Genomic DNA, 14,127 nt, shown 5'->3' on the forward strand with positions numbered 1-14,127 from the left:
AACGGACATATAACATGGCGCAACAGCATTCACACATAGTATTAGGTTTGGGAGCAACCGGCTTATCGGTTGTTCGCTACCTGTGTGATCAGGGGATAACTCCGTTGGTGATGGATAGTCGAGACCAGCCTCCAGGTGCAGACCGGTTGGCTGCAATTTATCCTGATGTTGAGCTAATCGCGGGTGGATTCGATTGCCGCTATTTGGTTCAAGCGTCTCAGATTGTTATTAGCCCGGGCATTTCGGTTGAAACACCAGAGGTACGTGCTGCATTTGATATGGGTATTGAAGTGATTGGCGATGTCGAGCTATTCGCGAGAGAAATTGCTAATAGCTCAGCCCGTGTTATAGGTATCACTGGTTCAAATGGTAAGTCTACAGTCACTACATTAGTGGGTGAAATGGCTGCTGCGGCGGGATTATCCTATGCCTTGGGTGGCAATATAGGTATTCCTGTTTTGGATCTGTTATTGGATCCCAAAGAGCTTTATGTGCTTGAGTTATCCAGTTTCCAACTCGAGACCACTCATAGCCTCAATTGTATTGCTGCAACCTGTTTGAATATTAGCGAAGATCATATGGATCGCTACAGTGACTTGGAGTCATACCGACAAGCCAAACTGAATCTTTATGATCAAAGTAAAAGCATACTGTTTAATCGAGAAGATCTGCTGACATTGCCAAATAGCCCAATGAACCAAAATAGCTTTGGTCTAGATGTGCCAGAAGTTGACGCTTGGGGTATTGCCGATGGCAATATCGTACGTGGCAGCAGTGTGATTATGCCTATTAGTGAGGTCGCTTTGGTGGGCAGTCATAACCACGCTAATTTGATTGCGGCAATGGCACTGGCAAGCAGTGTTGATATCGACCGCGAATATCTAGTTGCAGTCGCTAAACAGTTCACAGGGCTGACTCATCGCTGTGAAGTGGTCGCCGATATTGCTGGAGTGACTTATGTCAACGACTCTAAAGCAACTAATGTTGGTGCAACAGTCGCAGCAATCGAAGGCTTAAGTGAGCATTTAGGTGAATTGATTTTGATTGCTGGCGGTGACGGTAAAGGTGCAGATTTTTCCGCCTTAGCAACGGCGCTGGAAAAGGTCAGTAGTTTAATCACCTTAGGTAAAGATGGTGACAAAATTGCCGCTCTCAAAGCGGGCGCACAGTCTGTTGAAACCATGGCTGAAGCGGTAGCGTTAGCCAATGAAATTGCAACGGCAGGTGATATCGTTATTTTGTCACCAGCATGTGCCAGTTTAGATATGTACCCTAATTTTATGGCGCGTGGCGATGATTTTCGTGCTGAAGTCGGCAAGTTAAATGCCTAGCGCTGAGAAGCAGCTCAGTCTGTTTAGCGGCCGCTTTAAGTGGTCGCTAGCAAACTTATTTGCAGATAGAACGGCACCTGGTATGCAGCTGTATGACCGAGCATTGTTGTTCGCGGTATTGTCGTTAATCTGCTTTGGTTTTGTGATGGTGATGTCCGCTTCCATGCCTGAAGCGCAGAGTTTAACGGGTAATCCATTTCACTTTGTATGGCGCCATGGCGCGTATTTGGTGGGCTGTATGATTATCGCGGCCGTGGTTTTACAAGTAGAGATGCGCCATTGGCAAAACTTTAGTCCATTTTTACTGTTGATAGTGGGCATTATGCTGGTCGCAGTCTTGTTAGTCGGTACCACGGTAAACGGTGCTACCCGCTGGTTAACTGTTGGGCCTATTCGAATACAGGTTGCAGAGATCGCCAAGTTCGTTTTTGCAATTTATATGGCGGGGTACTTGGTAAGGCGTCATCAAGAGATTAGAGAAAACGCTAAAGGTTTTTATAAACCTATCGCTGTCTTTGCAGTGTATGCATTTCTAATTTTAATGCAGCCGGATTTAGGCACAGTAGTGGTGCTATTTGTTGGCACTGTAGGCTTACTATTTTTGGCTGGCGCCAGATTGTTAGACTTTTTTGCGCTGATCCTCACCGGAGTATTAGCGTTTGTGGCTTTGGTGGCATTAGAGCCATATCGTATGCGACGAGTGACGTCATTTTTAGATCCTTGGCAAGATCCATTTGGTAGTGGCTATCAGCTAACCCAATCGTTGATGGCTTATGGACGTGGCGACTGGTTTGGGCAAGGTTTAGGAAATAGTATTCAAAAATTAGAGTATCTGCCTGAAGCTCACACCGATTTTATCTTTGCCGTTATTGGTGAGGAGTTAGGATTTATCGGCATTATTGTGGTGCTTGCGGTGCTGCTGTTTGTCGCTTTGAGAGCGATCAAGCTGGGTAACATGTGCTTATCGCTTGAGCGTGCATTTGATGGCTACCTTGCCTACGGTATTGGTATTTGGATCTGCTTTCAAACGGTGGTCAATGTAGGTGCAAGTATCGGCATGTTACCGACAAAAGGTTTGACCCTGCCATTCATTAGCTATGGTGGTAGTAGTTTATGGGTTATGACGGCAGCTGCGATGATGTTGATCCGAATTGATTACGAAAGACGATTAAGTGTGATCCAAGCCGTTGAAGGCCGAGGTCCAAAATAATGAGTGAATTAATGACTGACCAAGTACAACAGAAGCGCATTTTAATTATGGCAGGCGGCACTGGCGGCCATGTCTTTCCTGCGCTTGCGGTTGCAAAATACCTAAGCCAGCAGGGCTGGAAGGTACGCTGGTTAGGTACTGCCGATAGAATGGAAGCGAGATTAGTGCCTCAACATGGTTTTGATATCGACTTTCTTGATATCAAAGGGGTTCGAGGTAACGGTTTATTACGTAAACTGGCAGCTCCTTTCAAGATCCTGCGCTCAGTTATACAAGCTCGTTCAGTGATCCAAGATTTTAAACCTGATGTGGTGATGGGCATGGGCGGCTTTGCCAGCGGCCCCGGCGGAGTCGCTGCAAGATTATCAGGCATCCCATTAGTTTTGCATGAGCAAAATGCGATTCCAGGGATGACCAATAAGCTTTTATCTAAGGTCGCTACTGAAGTGCTGTGTGCATTTCCAGATACATTTACAGATGTCAGTGCTGAAACTGTAGGTAATCCAATTCGCAAAGAGTTGATTGCATTGGGTGGCAATAGAGATAAAGCTTGTGAAGAGGATGCTCTGAAGGTTTTAGTGGTGGGTGGTAGCTTAGGCGCGAAGATCTTTAACGATGTCATGCCTGGAGCGCTTGAGGGCGTAAGCAAAACTCATCCTATGACTGTGTGGCATCAAGTTGGTCGCAACAATCTAGCATCAGTTAAAGCTGAGTATCAGCATTTAGGCCAAGATGGCAGTGTCAAGGTGGCTGAGTTTATCGACGATATGGAAGCTGCATATCGTTGGGCTGATGTGGTTGTGTGCCGCTCGGGTGCATTGACTGTATCGGAACTTGCAGCAGTTGGTTTGCCGAGCCTATTAGTGCCATATCCCCATGCTGTAGATGACCATCAAACCAAAAATGCTCAGGTATTAGTCGAGGCGGGCGCTGCATTTTTATTGCCACAACCTTTGGTGGATAGCAGTAAGTTGATAAGTAAATTGTCGATGCTAGCATCAGACAGAAAAGAGTTATGCAAAATGGGCGAGCGCGCCCGAGATGTGGCTGTACTAGATGCAACGCAACGAGTCGCCGACGTCTGTATTAAATTAGCGGAAAAGGGTTGAGATGAGTAACAAAGCAGAGAAGTATTCGCAGCTAAGAACCATGATCCCTGAAATGCGTAGGGTGAAGCATATCTATTTTGTTGGAATAGGTGGTGCTGGTATGGGCGGCATAGCGGAAGTGCTTGTTAACGAGGGCTACAAATTGAGTGGCTCTGATATCGCTGAAAATGCAGTGACAGATCGACTAAGTCAGTTGGGTGCAGTAATCCACATAGGCCACAATGCCGAGAATGTTAGGGACGTTGACGTAGTCGTAGTTTCAACCGCTATTAGTGCCGACAACCCAGAGTTGATGGCTGCAAAAGAGTTGCGGATCCCTGTGGTACAGCGTGCAGAGATGTTAGCTGAGCTGATGCGTTACCGCCACGGCGTTGCGGTTGCTGGCACCCATGGTAAAACAACCACAACCAGTTTAATTGCCAGTGTGTATGGTCAAGCAGATCGTGATCCTACTTTTGTTATTGGCGGCTTATTAAATAGCGCAGGTACTAATGCCCGCTTAGGTCATAGCCGTTATTTGATCGCTGAAGCCGACGAAAGTGATGCGAGCTTTTTACACCTGCAGCCAATGGTTAGTGTGGTGACCAACATCGAAGCCGACCATATGGATACCTACGGTGGCGATATAGAAAAGCTTAAGAATACTTTTGTCGATTTTATCCATAATCTGCCATTTTATGGTGTTGCTGTGGTTTGTATCGACGATCCTATTGTGCGCGAACTATTGCCACGTTTTAGCAGAAAAGTGGTGACCTATGGTTTCAGTGATGAAGCCGATGTGCAAGCCGTTGACTTCAAGCAAACAGGGTACAGCAGTCAGTTTACCGTTAAGCGTAACGGCGTTGCTGATCTGCAATTATCGGTAAACCTGCCTGGCGAACACAATGTGTTAAATGCCTTGGCGGCAATTGCTGTGGCAAGTGAAGATGATATTGAAGATGAGGCTATCGTAAAAGCACTGGCCGAATTTCAGGGAATTGGTCGCCGTTTTCAGCAAGTCGGTGACTTTGAAACCAGTAAAGGCGAGATCAAATTGGTTGATGATTATGGTCACCACCCGAGCGAAGTCGCTGCAACGATTAAAGCTGCTAGACAGGGCTGGCCTGAGCGCCGATTGATAATGATTTATCAACCGCATCGTTATAGCCGTACTCGTGATCTTTATGAAGATTTTGTCGAAGTACTGTCTCAGGTTGATTGCTTGTTGCTACTTGATGTTTATGCCGCAGGAGAAGCTGCTATACCGGGAGCTGATAGTCGTGCGTTGTGTCGTTCTATTCGAGTTCGTGGCCAGCTAGAGCCCGTATTTGTTGCCAATAGTGAGCAGCTACAAACGGTATTACCAGAATTACTTCAAAATGGTGATCTGCTTCTCACTCAAGGCGCGGGTAATATTGGCGTGTTATCGCGAAATTTGGCACAGTCAAATTTAGGCTTTGACGCAAAAGAAGCTGAAGATAAAAATGGGTAACTTAGAAATATATACAATGAGTTACACTGCAAATTTTGACGCTAAGGATAAGGTCTATATAATGGCCGGTTTTCCGTCTTCACGACCTAATAAGAGGGCGTAAGGATGTCTTGGAGCGATAAAGGCCAACGTATTCGGGTTTTGCTGTTAAAAACCGACTGGTATTTATGCTTTGGGCTAGTGTTTTTAGCGTGTGTTTTAATTGGGCTTTCAGCTGCAGCTTTTAAACTAAATACGGTCCTGAATGATGCGGATGCATTGCCAATTGAAGCTGTTGCAATTAATGGTGAGCGGAATTATACCGCTGACCAAGAAATTCAAGTTGCACTGCAAGATTTAATGCAAAGAAGCTTTTTCTCTGCAGATGTCAATCAAGTGCAGCAGGCATTAGAAGCCTTGCCCTGGGTTTATCAGGCATCGGTAAGGCGCGAATGGCCTGCAAAGTTAAAAGTGTATTTGATTGAACAAGTACCGGTAGCCCATTGGAATGGAGATGCTTGGCTCAACACCTATGGTGATGTGTTTGATGCTCCAGCAAAAGAGGGGATACCCAATTTACCTTCGTTGACGGGGCCAGAAGCACAAGGCAAGTCGGTGCTGACAACCTATCAACAACTCGGTGAGTTGTTGACAATCAATGGGTTTAGCTTAAAGAGTTTGAGCTTGAGTGCACGACATGCATGGCATGCAGAGTTAAATAACGGTATCAGGCTTGAGCTTGGCCGAGAAGATAGTATGACAAGGATACAAAGGTTTATTCACGTCTACCCTAAGCTTGCAGCGCAAGATAAAAAGGTAGGGGTGGTGGATTTACGCTACGACACTGGACTGGCCGTAGATTGGGATGATGCACAAACAGAGAGCCGTTAATTAATGACTAAGAATCTAGATAGAAATCTGATCGTAGCCTTGGACATAGGAACTTCAAAAGTTGCTGTGATCATTGGTGAAGTATTGCCTGATGGCGAGATCAGTATTGTCGGCCTCGGCAACCACCCTTCACGAGGGATGGATAAAGGCGGTGTAAATGATCTTGATTCTATTGTACGCAGTGTTCAGCGAGCACTCGATCAAGCGGAGTTGATGGCGGACTGCCAAGTTTCATCGGTTTACCTGAGTATTTCGGGCAAGCATATCGAATGTCAGAATGAAAATGGCATGGTATCGATTAACGATGAAGAAGTGACACAAGAGGATGTCGATAATGTCATCCACACCGCACGTTCAGTCAAAATCCCAACGGAGAGACGGATTCTGCACGTGTTGCCGCAAGAATATGCTATCGACGTGCAAGATGGGATTAAGAGCCCTATCGGTATGTCTGGGATGCGTATGGAAGCTAAAGTGCATATCGTCACTTGCGCAAACGACATGGCAAAGAATATTACTAAGAGTGTTGAGCGTTGCGGACTTAAGGTTGATGACTTAGTGTTTTCAGCAATCGCATCTGCAGACTCAGTGTTAACCGATGATGAGAAAGATCTTGGTGTTTGTTTGGTTGATATGGGCGGCGGGACTACAGATATCGCAGTTTATACCAACGGTGCACTGCGCCATTGTGCGGTAGTGCCAGTTGCGGGTAATCAAGTGACTAATGATATCGCGAAGATCTTCCGCACACCGTTATCCCATGCTGAGCAAATTAAAGTGCAGCATGCGAGTGCACGAAGCTCTATGGTAAGCCGAGAAGATAGCATTGAAGTCCCTTCAGTAGGCGGGCGTCCTTCGCGCAGTATGTCTAGGCATACACTGGCTGAAGTGGTTGAACCAAGATACCAAGAGCTATTTGAATTAATTTTAAAGCAGTTGCGAGATAGTGGTCTTGAAGACCAAGTGGCTGCGGGCATAGTGCTAACAGGCGGTACAGCTTCGATTGAAGGAGCGGTTGATGTTGCTGAGGCAACATTCGGTATGCCAGTTAGAATGGCACAACCGTTGCCAGTGAAAGGTTTATATGAATATGTGGATCAGCCTATCTACTCAACAGCAGTTGGGCTGCTTCATTATGGCGCGCGCAGAGTCATCGAACGTCAGTTTGAGCGTCCTGAGCGACAAGGGGTCACCAGTCTTTGGAATCGGGTCCAAAGTTGGTTTAAAGGCGAGTTTTAATTTAGTAACGCAGGCAAAACGGAGAAAAGACCATGTTTGAGATCATGGATAGTCATACAGATGAAGCGGTGATCAAGGTCATCGGTGTCGGTGGCGGTGGTGGTAATGCTGTCGAGCATATGGTTAAACACAATATCGAGGGTGTTGAGTTTGTAGCGACCAATACAGATGCGCAAGCACTGCGTAAGTCAGCTGCTGGCACCACGATTCAGTTAGGCCGTGATGTAACTAAAGGGCTAGGAGCAGGTGCAAACCCTGAAATTGGTCGTTTAGCTGCTGAAGAAGATAAAGAAAGTATCCGTAACGCGATTAAAGGATCAGATATGATCTTTATTGCAGCGGGTATGGGTGGTGGAACCGGTACTGGTGCCGCTCCTGTAGTGGCTGAAGTTGCTCGTGAAGAGGGGATTCTTACTGTTGCAGTTGTGACTAAGCCATTCCCATTCGAAGGCAAAAAACGCATGACCTTCGCTGATCAAGGTATTGAGCAGTTGGCCAAAAGCGTTGACTCACTGATCACTATTCCAAATGAAAAGTTGTTAAAAGTGTTGGGGCGCGGTACGTCTTTACTTGATGCATTTGCTGCTGCTAACAACGTGCTACTTGGTGCGGTGCAAGGTATTGCAGAGCTTATTACTCGTCCAGGTTTAATCAACGTCGATTTCGCCGATGTTAAAACTGTGATGTCAGAAATGGGTAATGCCATGATGGGCACGGGTGTTGCGAGTGGTGAAGATCGTGCAGAAGAAGCGGCCGAAGCTGCTGTTGCAAGTCCTTTGCTTGAAGATATCGATCTTGCTGGTGCTCGTGGTGTGCTTGTGAATATCACTGCTGGTATGGATATGAGCATTGAAGAGTTCGAAACCGTAGGTAACCACGTTAAGGCTTACGCTTCTGATAATGCGACTGTGGTTGTCGGTGCAGTTATCGATCCAGAAATGTCAGATGAGCTACGTGTAACGGTTGTGGCAACGGGTATTGGTGCTGAGAAAAAGCCAGATATTCAGCTTGTAACTAAACCAGCACCACGTCCAGAGCCAATTGTACCTGCTGAAACTCGTACTGAAACCTTTGCTGCGGAAGACCCAATTTCGCCAACGATTTCAAACGGAAATACAGCTGCTGCAGCGCAACCTGCTGTAGCACCAACAGCAGAGAAAAAGAGCGACCTTGATTACTTAGACATTCCAGCATTTTTGCGAAAGCAAGCTGATTAAGTTTAATGTTAATAAGGTGTTAACTGGCATGAGTGGATACTAATGTATTCTCTAACAATGCAGCCATTTTTGGTGAATTTGCAAAGATATGCTAAGATATCCGACCAGCATCGGCTATACATGGTTAAAAAGTGTATAAATCGAGCTTTTTTGTTGAGCGAATAAACGGGTAAATACATGATTTTTCAAAGAACAGTCAAAGAAATGGTTAAAACTACTGGTGTTGGATTGCATTCCGGCAACAAGGTGACTTTGATCGTTAAACCCGCACCTGTTAATACCGGCATTATTCTCGTTCGTACTGACTTGTCACCAGCAGTTGAAATTCCTGCTGTTGCTGATCAAGTTCGCGAAACGACGATGTGTACTGCGCTGGTAAATGACGACGGTGTTCGTATTTCGACAATTGAGCATCTGTTTGCTGCACTTGCTGGTTTAGGCATTGATAATGCCATTATTGAAGTTGATGCACCTGAAATCCCGATTATGGATGGCAGTGCGAGTCCTTTTGTATTCTTACTTCAATCAGTAGGTATTCAAGAGCAAGCCGCAGCTAAGAAGTACATCAAGATCACTAAACCTATTCGTGTTGAAGATGGTGATAAGTGGGCTGAGTTAAAACCTTTCAAAGGTTTCAGAGTTGATTTCGCTATCGACTTTAATCACCCAGAAATTGCCCGTAGTCAACAACATATGGTGATGGATTTTTCATCTTCTGCTTTTGTTAAAGATATCAGCCGCGCAAGAACCTTTGGTTTTATGCGAGATATTGAATACTTAAGAGCTAATAATTTGGCTCTTGGTGGCAGCATGGAAAACGCCGTTGTACTTGACGAATACCGAGTCCTCAACCCCGATGGCCTGCGTTATGAGGATGAGTTCGTTAAGCACAAAATTCTTGATGCTTTTGGTGACCTATATGTAGCTGGTCATGCAATTGTCGGTGAGTTCTGCGCCTACAAAACAGGGCATGCACTTAATAACCAGTTAGTGCGTGCAATGCTTGCACAGCAAGATGCTTGGGAGATTGTTAGCTTTGAAAAAGAAGCTGATGCCCCAGTAAGCTTTACGGTACCTTCGGGCGCTGTATTCGCTTAAAAACGAATTAAGATTGCCTTGAACGGCTGGCTAATGCAGCCAGCCGTTTTAGTTTTACCGCTAGCGTACCTTCAGCATGCTCAGCTAACGCTTCAATGTGAGCAGCCGCATTTTCACTTATCTGGTTGTGAGCAGGTTTGTATTTTGTTTCATACATTAGCAAGCTTGGGTTGACTTTGACCTCGATAGCGGTAAGCATGGGTAGCGTTTCGGCTTGCAGCATCTGCAATATTTTGGGTTTTTGGAAGTTAATTCTTGCCGCCCAAGCCGCCGTAGTTGTTTCAATGACCAAGGTACCTTGGCGTAGATTAGCAACTTTTAGCTGCTCTATCACCGGGCCAGTAAGCACTTTTTTGACGTAGTGATCTAAGTGTAATAGCAGTTCTGCTTTTTCAGCTAAGTTGGGCATGTTCCCTTGCTGATGCAGTAATTGACTGAGATCCTGTGGGGGCTTTTTCATATGATAATAAAATGGCTTAATTAGGCTATGAGTGTAACAGTTTTTATTCAAGGTCGAAACGGTGCCACACGTTGGCAACCGGGAAAGCGTTGGTTGTTATTACCTATCTTGCTCATTGCAGCAGGAACAGGTCTTTATCAACACAATGCTAAGCAGCTTATAGAGCAACAGACCAATGCAGATAGTGAACGCTTGGCTCGTGAAGAGCAGAAAAGCGAGTTGATCTCTTTAAAGAGTGCAACTGAAACTCAACTGTCGATGTTAGTGGCGCACGTTGCACGTATGCAAGCTAAACTCACGCGTATAGAGGCGTTGGGTCAGCAAGTTGCTCTAAATAATCAATTAGAAGATCAATTTGATTTCTCTTCAGAAGTCGGTGTTGGTGGTGCAAGTGAATTAGGCACTAACATTGAACTCGATCAGCTCATTGCAGATATGGATGCGCTGGTATTAAGAATGGATAATAATAATGTTCAGCTCTCACTACTTGAAACGGTAGCGTCTAATCTCCATATAGATGAAGAACGTTATATATCTGGGCGACCAATTAAGAAAGGTTGGTTATCCTCGCCCTATGGTTTACGAAATGATCCCTTTAGCGGTAAACGTACGATGCACAAAGGCATCGACTTTGCTGGAGAAGAGGGCGTCGATGTAGTCGCTACCGCAGGTGGTGTGGTTATGTGGGCGGACAAGATGTTTGGATATGGTGAGCTCGTTGAAATTGACCATGGTAATGGTCTTCGAACTCGTTATGGTCACAATAAAGCTTTGTCAGTAACCGTAGGCGACGTGGTCGCTAAAGGCGATAAGATCGCAGTTATGGGAAGTACTGGGCGCTCAACCGGGCCTCATGTGCACTATGAAGTGTTGCGCGGTGGACAGCAAATTGATCCGCAAAAATATGTCTACCGCAAGGCAGGTTAATCGAAAATAGGCTTTCAGGCTCTAAAAGGGACTTGGCCAACAACATAGAAGTGGTTCAGATGTTTGGTAAATTACTGACAAAAGTATTTGGTAGTCGCAACGATCGTACGCTTAAGGCTTTCGGAAAAGTTGTTAATAAAATTAATGGCCTTGAAGAAGAGTACGCGCAGTTATCAGATGAAGATTTAAAAGCAAAGACAGTACACTTTCGTGAACGCCTAGATGCAGGAGAAACCTTAGACGCGGTTTTACCTGAGGCATTTGCAACAGTACGTGAAGCATCAAAGCGTGTTTTTGAAATGCGTCACTTTGATGTGCAGCTTATTGGTGGCATGATCTTGGATAGTAACCGAATCGCAGAGATGCGTACCGGTGAAGGTAAAACGCTGACAGCAACCTTGCCTGCCTACTTAAATGGCTTAACAGGTAAAGGCGTTCATGTTATTACCGTCAATGATTACCTAGCTGGTCGTGATGCAGAAAATAACCGTCCTCTATTTGAATTCTTAGGCTTAAGCGTTGGCATCAACGTTGCGGGTCTTGGTCAAGTTGAAAAGAAAGCCGCTTATGATGCTGATATCACTTACGGTACCAATAACGAATTTGGCTTTGATTACCTGCGTGACAATATGGCTTTCTCGCCAGCAGAACGTGTTCAACGTCCTTTGCATTACGCACTTATCGATGAAGTCGATTCAATCTTAATTGATGAAGCGCGTACACCACTTATTATTTCCGGTGCAGCCGAAGATAGTTCAGAGCTATACACCAAGATAAATACCCTGATCCCAAATCTAATTCAGCAAGAGAAAGAAGATACTGAAGATGAGATCGGTGAAGGTGATTACTCTATCGATGAAAAAGCTAAGCAAGTTCATATGACAGAGCGAGGCCAAGAAAAGGTCGAAGTCTTGTTGACTGAGCGTGGCATGTTAGCCGAAGGCGACTCACTGTATTCAGCAGCGAACATCTCGCTACTGCACCATGTAAATGCTGCATTGCGTGCACATACCTTATTTGAAAAAGACGTCGACTACATAGTGCAAGACAATGAAGTAATCATTGTTGATGAACATACTGGTCGTACGATGCCTGGCCGCCGTTGGTCTGAAGGTCTACATCAGGCGGTAGAAGCGAAAGAAGGCGTTCATATTCAAAATGAAAACCAAACTTTGGCATCTATCACCTTCCAGAACTTCTTCCGTCAGTATGAAAAGCTTGCGGGTATGACGGGTACTGCTGATACCGAAGCTTTCGAATTCCAACATATTTATGGTTTAGATACAGTTGTTGTTCCAACTAACCGTCCAATGGTTCGTCAAGATAATCCTGATTTGGTTTACCTGACTGCAGAAGAGAAGTATGCCGCGATTGTTAAAGATATCGTCGGTTGTCGTGAGCGTGGGCAACCAGTGCTTGTCGGTACTGTTTCAATTGAGCAATCGGAATTACTGCACAGCTTATTGAAGAAAGAAAAGATCCCACATGAGATCTTGAATGCTAAATTCCATGAGCGTGAAGCAGACATTGTTGCCCAAGCGGGTCGCACTGGTGCTGTAACTGTTGCAACCAACATGGCCGGTCGTGGTACCGATATCGTGTTGGGTGGCAATTGGAATATGGAAATCGAAGCACTTGCTAATCCTACTGATGAGCAACGAGCTAAAATTAAAGCTGATTGGCAAATACGTCACGACGAAGTTGTCGATGCTGGCGGTTTGCATATCCTAGGTACAGAGCGTCATGAGTCTCGCCGTATCGATAACCAACTACGTGGTCGTTCTGGTCGTCAAGGTGATGCAGGTTCTTCTCGCTTCTATCTATCAATGGAAGATAGCTTAATGCGTATCTTCGCTTCAGACCGAGTCTCTTCAATGATGAAGAAACTTGGTATGGAAGAAGGCGAAGCTATTGAGCATCCGTGGGTATCTCGTGCTATTGAGAACGCACAACGTAAAGTTGAAGCTCGTAACTTTGATATTCGTAAGCAGCTGCTTGAGTTTGATGATGTCGCTAACGATCAGCGTCAAGTTGTTTACGCACAGCGTAATGAGCTTATGGATGCAGAAAGTATCAAAGATACCATTACTAATATTCAGACTGATGTAATCAATGAATTAATGGATCAATACATTCCGCCTCAGTCAGTTGAAGAGTTATGGGATGTCGCTGGTTTAGAGCTGCGCTTGCAACAAGAGTACTCTATGGCCTTGCCTGTGCAGGAGTGGTTAGATAAAGAAGATGATCTTCATGAAGAAACATTACGTGAGCGTATTGTTGATACATGGATAAATGCATATAAAGCAAAAGAAGAGATGGTAGGTGAGCAAGTTCTACGTCAATTTGAAAAAGCCGTTATGCTGCAGACGTTAGATGGGCTTTGGAAAGAACATCTATCGGCAATGGATCATCTACGTCAAGGCATTCACTTACGTGGTTATGCACAGAAGAATCCAAAGCAAGAGTATAAGCGTGAATCGTTTGAGCTATTCCAGCAGATGCTTGAATCACTAAAGCACGACGTGATTAGTATTTTGTCTAAGGTACAAGTTCAAGCGCAGTCAGATGTTGAAGAGATGGAAGAGCGTCGTCGTCAAGAAGATGCAAAGATCCGTCGTGATTACCAACACGCTGCAGCAGAAGCTATAGTCGGTGCAGAAGAGAGCGCAGCATTAGCTGCAACTCAACCTCAGGTACGTGAAGGCGAGAAAGTGGGCCGAAATGATCCTTGTCCATGTGGTTCTGGTAAGAAGTACAAACAGTGTCACGGTAAGCTAAGCTAAGACTGCCAAACAATAGACATAGAAGGGTGACTTATTAAAGTCGCCCTTTTTTTTGCTTATTATTAGCTAATGTATTTTTAAACGAATAGGCGCTCCATGCTGCCTGTTCTAAAATTCTTAGCACTTTGACTAGCACGAATTGAAAACACCGCTAACATTAAAGGCTCAGTTATATAATGTACCCCATTACAGTATTGATACCACATGCCTATAAAATAGCCGTTTTAACGATTGTTTGTGGATAACTCTGAGGGTAACTAGTGGCTAAAATGTGCTTAACTAAAAACATGATAAAAAAGGTATTATTTGTTTAAAAAGCGCTTGCGCTTACTCAGGATTTCCCTATAATGCGCATCCACTGACACGGCACAGCAGGCCAACTACTTAGGTAGCACGGGACTTGCAGCGGTGT

11 protein-coding genes are annotated in these 14,127 nt (G+C 45.0%); 10 read left to right on the top strand and 1 reads right to left on the bottom strand.

Translation table 11 applies throughout. From position 1 onward, the window contains the following. The first annotated feature begins 14 nt into the window (after positions 1-14). From murD to lpxC, 8 genes are all read left to right on the top strand, one after another. A complete protein-coding gene (murD, locus tag AB4238_RS13780) occupies positions 15-1,331 on the top strand; it encodes a UDP-N-acetylmuramoyl-L-alanine--D-glutamate ligase (protein ID WP_372033940.1) in 1,317 nt (438 codons plus the stop codon). Continuing rightward, positions 1,324-2,541, top strand: a complete 1,218-nt coding sequence (ftsW, locus tag AB4238_RS13785; RefSeq protein ID WP_372033941.1) for a cell division protein FtsW — start codon at positions 1,324-1,326, stop codon at positions 2,539-2,541. The genes murD and ftsW overlap by 8 nt, the downstream gene beginning before the upstream one ends. Before the next feature lie 11 nt (positions 2,542-2,552). After that, entirely contained in the window at positions 2,553-3,650 is a 1,098-nt protein-coding gene (murG, locus tag AB4238_RS13790) for an undecaprenyldiphospho-muramoylpentapeptide beta-N-acetylglucosaminyltransferase (protein ID WP_372033946.1), read from the top strand. Position 3,651: 1 nt separating this feature from the next. After that, the gene (gene murC, locus AB4238_RS13795; protein ID WP_372033942.1) at positions 3,652-5,121 is read left to right on the top strand and encodes a UDP-N-acetylmuramate--L-alanine ligase; all 1,470 of its coding nucleotides are present in this window, start codon (positions 3,652-3,654) and stop codon (positions 5,119-5,121) included. 105 nt (positions 5,122-5,226) lie between these two features. After that, on the top strand, positions 5,227-5,991 hold the full coding sequence (locus AB4238_RS13800; protein WP_372033943.1) for a cell division protein FtsQ/DivIB: 765 nt from the start codon (positions 5,227-5,229) through the stop codon (positions 5,989-5,991). A 3-nt stretch (positions 5,992-5,994) separates the two neighbouring features. After that, positions 5,995-7,230: a cell division protein FtsA gene (gene ftsA, locus AB4238_RS13805; RefSeq protein ID WP_371993493.1), complete on the top strand. Its 1,236-nt coding sequence runs from the start codon at positions 5,995-5,997 to the stop codon at positions 7,228-7,230. Between the two features lie 32 nt (positions 7,231-7,262). After that, complete coding sequence (gene ftsZ, locus AB4238_RS13810) at positions 7,263-8,447, top strand: cell division protein FtsZ (protein WP_371993495.1); 1,185 nt, start codon at positions 7,263-7,265, stop codon at positions 8,445-8,447. Between the two features lie 177 nt (positions 8,448-8,624). Then, positions 8,625-9,545: a UDP-3-O-acyl-N-acetylglucosamine deacetylase gene (gene lpxC, locus AB4238_RS13815; RefSeq protein WP_371993496.1), complete on the top strand. Its 921-nt coding sequence runs from the start codon at positions 8,625-8,627 to the stop codon at positions 9,543-9,545. A gap of 7 nt (positions 9,546-9,552) precedes the next feature. Here the strand turns inward: lpxC and AB4238_RS13820 are convergent, their stop codons facing one another. Next, on the bottom strand, positions 9,553-10,005 hold the full coding sequence (locus tag AB4238_RS13820) for a DUF721 domain-containing protein (RefSeq protein WP_371993498.1): 453 nt from the start codon (positions 10,003-10,005) through the stop codon (positions 9,553-9,555). Positions 10,006-10,032: 27 nt separating this feature from the next. Between AB4238_RS13820 and AB4238_RS13825 the strand changes: the two genes are divergently transcribed. Continuing rightward, complete coding sequence (locus AB4238_RS13825; RefSeq protein WP_248976069.1) at positions 10,033-10,932, top strand: M23 family metallopeptidase; 900 nt, start codon at positions 10,033-10,035, stop codon at positions 10,930-10,932. Positions 10,933-10,991: 59 nt separating this feature from the next. Continuing rightward, the gene (gene secA, locus AB4238_RS13830; protein ID WP_372033944.1) at positions 10,992-13,715 is read left to right on the top strand and encodes a preprotein translocase subunit SecA; all 2,724 of its coding nucleotides are present in this window, start codon (positions 10,992-10,994) and stop codon (positions 13,713-13,715) included. The last annotated feature ends 412 nt before the right edge of the window (positions 13,716-14,127 follow it).

Source organism: Shewanella sp. 10N.286.45.A1 (genome assembly GCF_041470405.1).
Classification (GTDB): domain Bacteria; phylum Pseudomonadota; class Gammaproteobacteria; order Enterobacterales; family Shewanellaceae; genus Shewanella.

Bases quoted from the DNA above. Each gene is read 5' to 3' on its own strand.
- AB4238_RS13800 (WP_372033943.1), top strand. From the start codon at position 5,227: ATGTCTTGGAGCGATAAAGGCCAACGTATTCGGGTTTTGCTGTTAAAA.
- AB4238_RS13820 (WP_371993498.1), bottom strand. From the start codon at position 10,005: ATGAAAAAGCCCCCACAGGATCTCAGTCAATTACTGCATCAGCAAGGG.
- ftsZ (WP_371993495.1), top strand. From the start codon at position 7,263: ATGTTTGAGATCATGGATAGTCATACAGATGAAGCGGTGATCAAGGTC.
- ftsW (WP_372033941.1), top strand. From the start codon at position 1,324: ATGCCTAGCGCTGAGAAGCAGCTCAGTCTGTTTAGCGGCCGCTTTAAG.
- murC (WP_372033942.1), top strand. From the start codon at position 3,652: ATGAGTAACAAAGCAGAGAAGTATTCGCAGCTAAGAACCATGATCCCT.
- secA (WP_372033944.1), top strand. From the start codon at position 10,992: ATGTTTGGTAAATTACTGACAAAAGTATTTGGTAGTCGCAACGATCGT.
- murG (WP_372033946.1), top strand. From the start codon at position 2,553: ATGACTGACCAAGTACAACAGAAGCGCATTTTAATTATGGCAGGCGGC.
- murD (WP_372033940.1), top strand. From the start codon at position 15: ATGGCGCAACAGCATTCACACATAGTATTAGGTTTGGGAGCAACCGGC.
- AB4238_RS13825 (WP_248976069.1), top strand. From the start codon at position 10,033: ATGAGTGTAACAGTTTTTATTCAAGGTCGAAACGGTGCCACACGTTGG.
- lpxC (WP_371993496.1), top strand. From the start codon at position 8,625: ATGATTTTTCAAAGAACAGTCAAAGAAATGGTTAAAACTACTGGTGTT.
- ftsA (WP_371993493.1), top strand. From the start codon at position 5,995: ATGACTAAGAATCTAGATAGAAATCTGATCGTAGCCTTGGACATAGGA.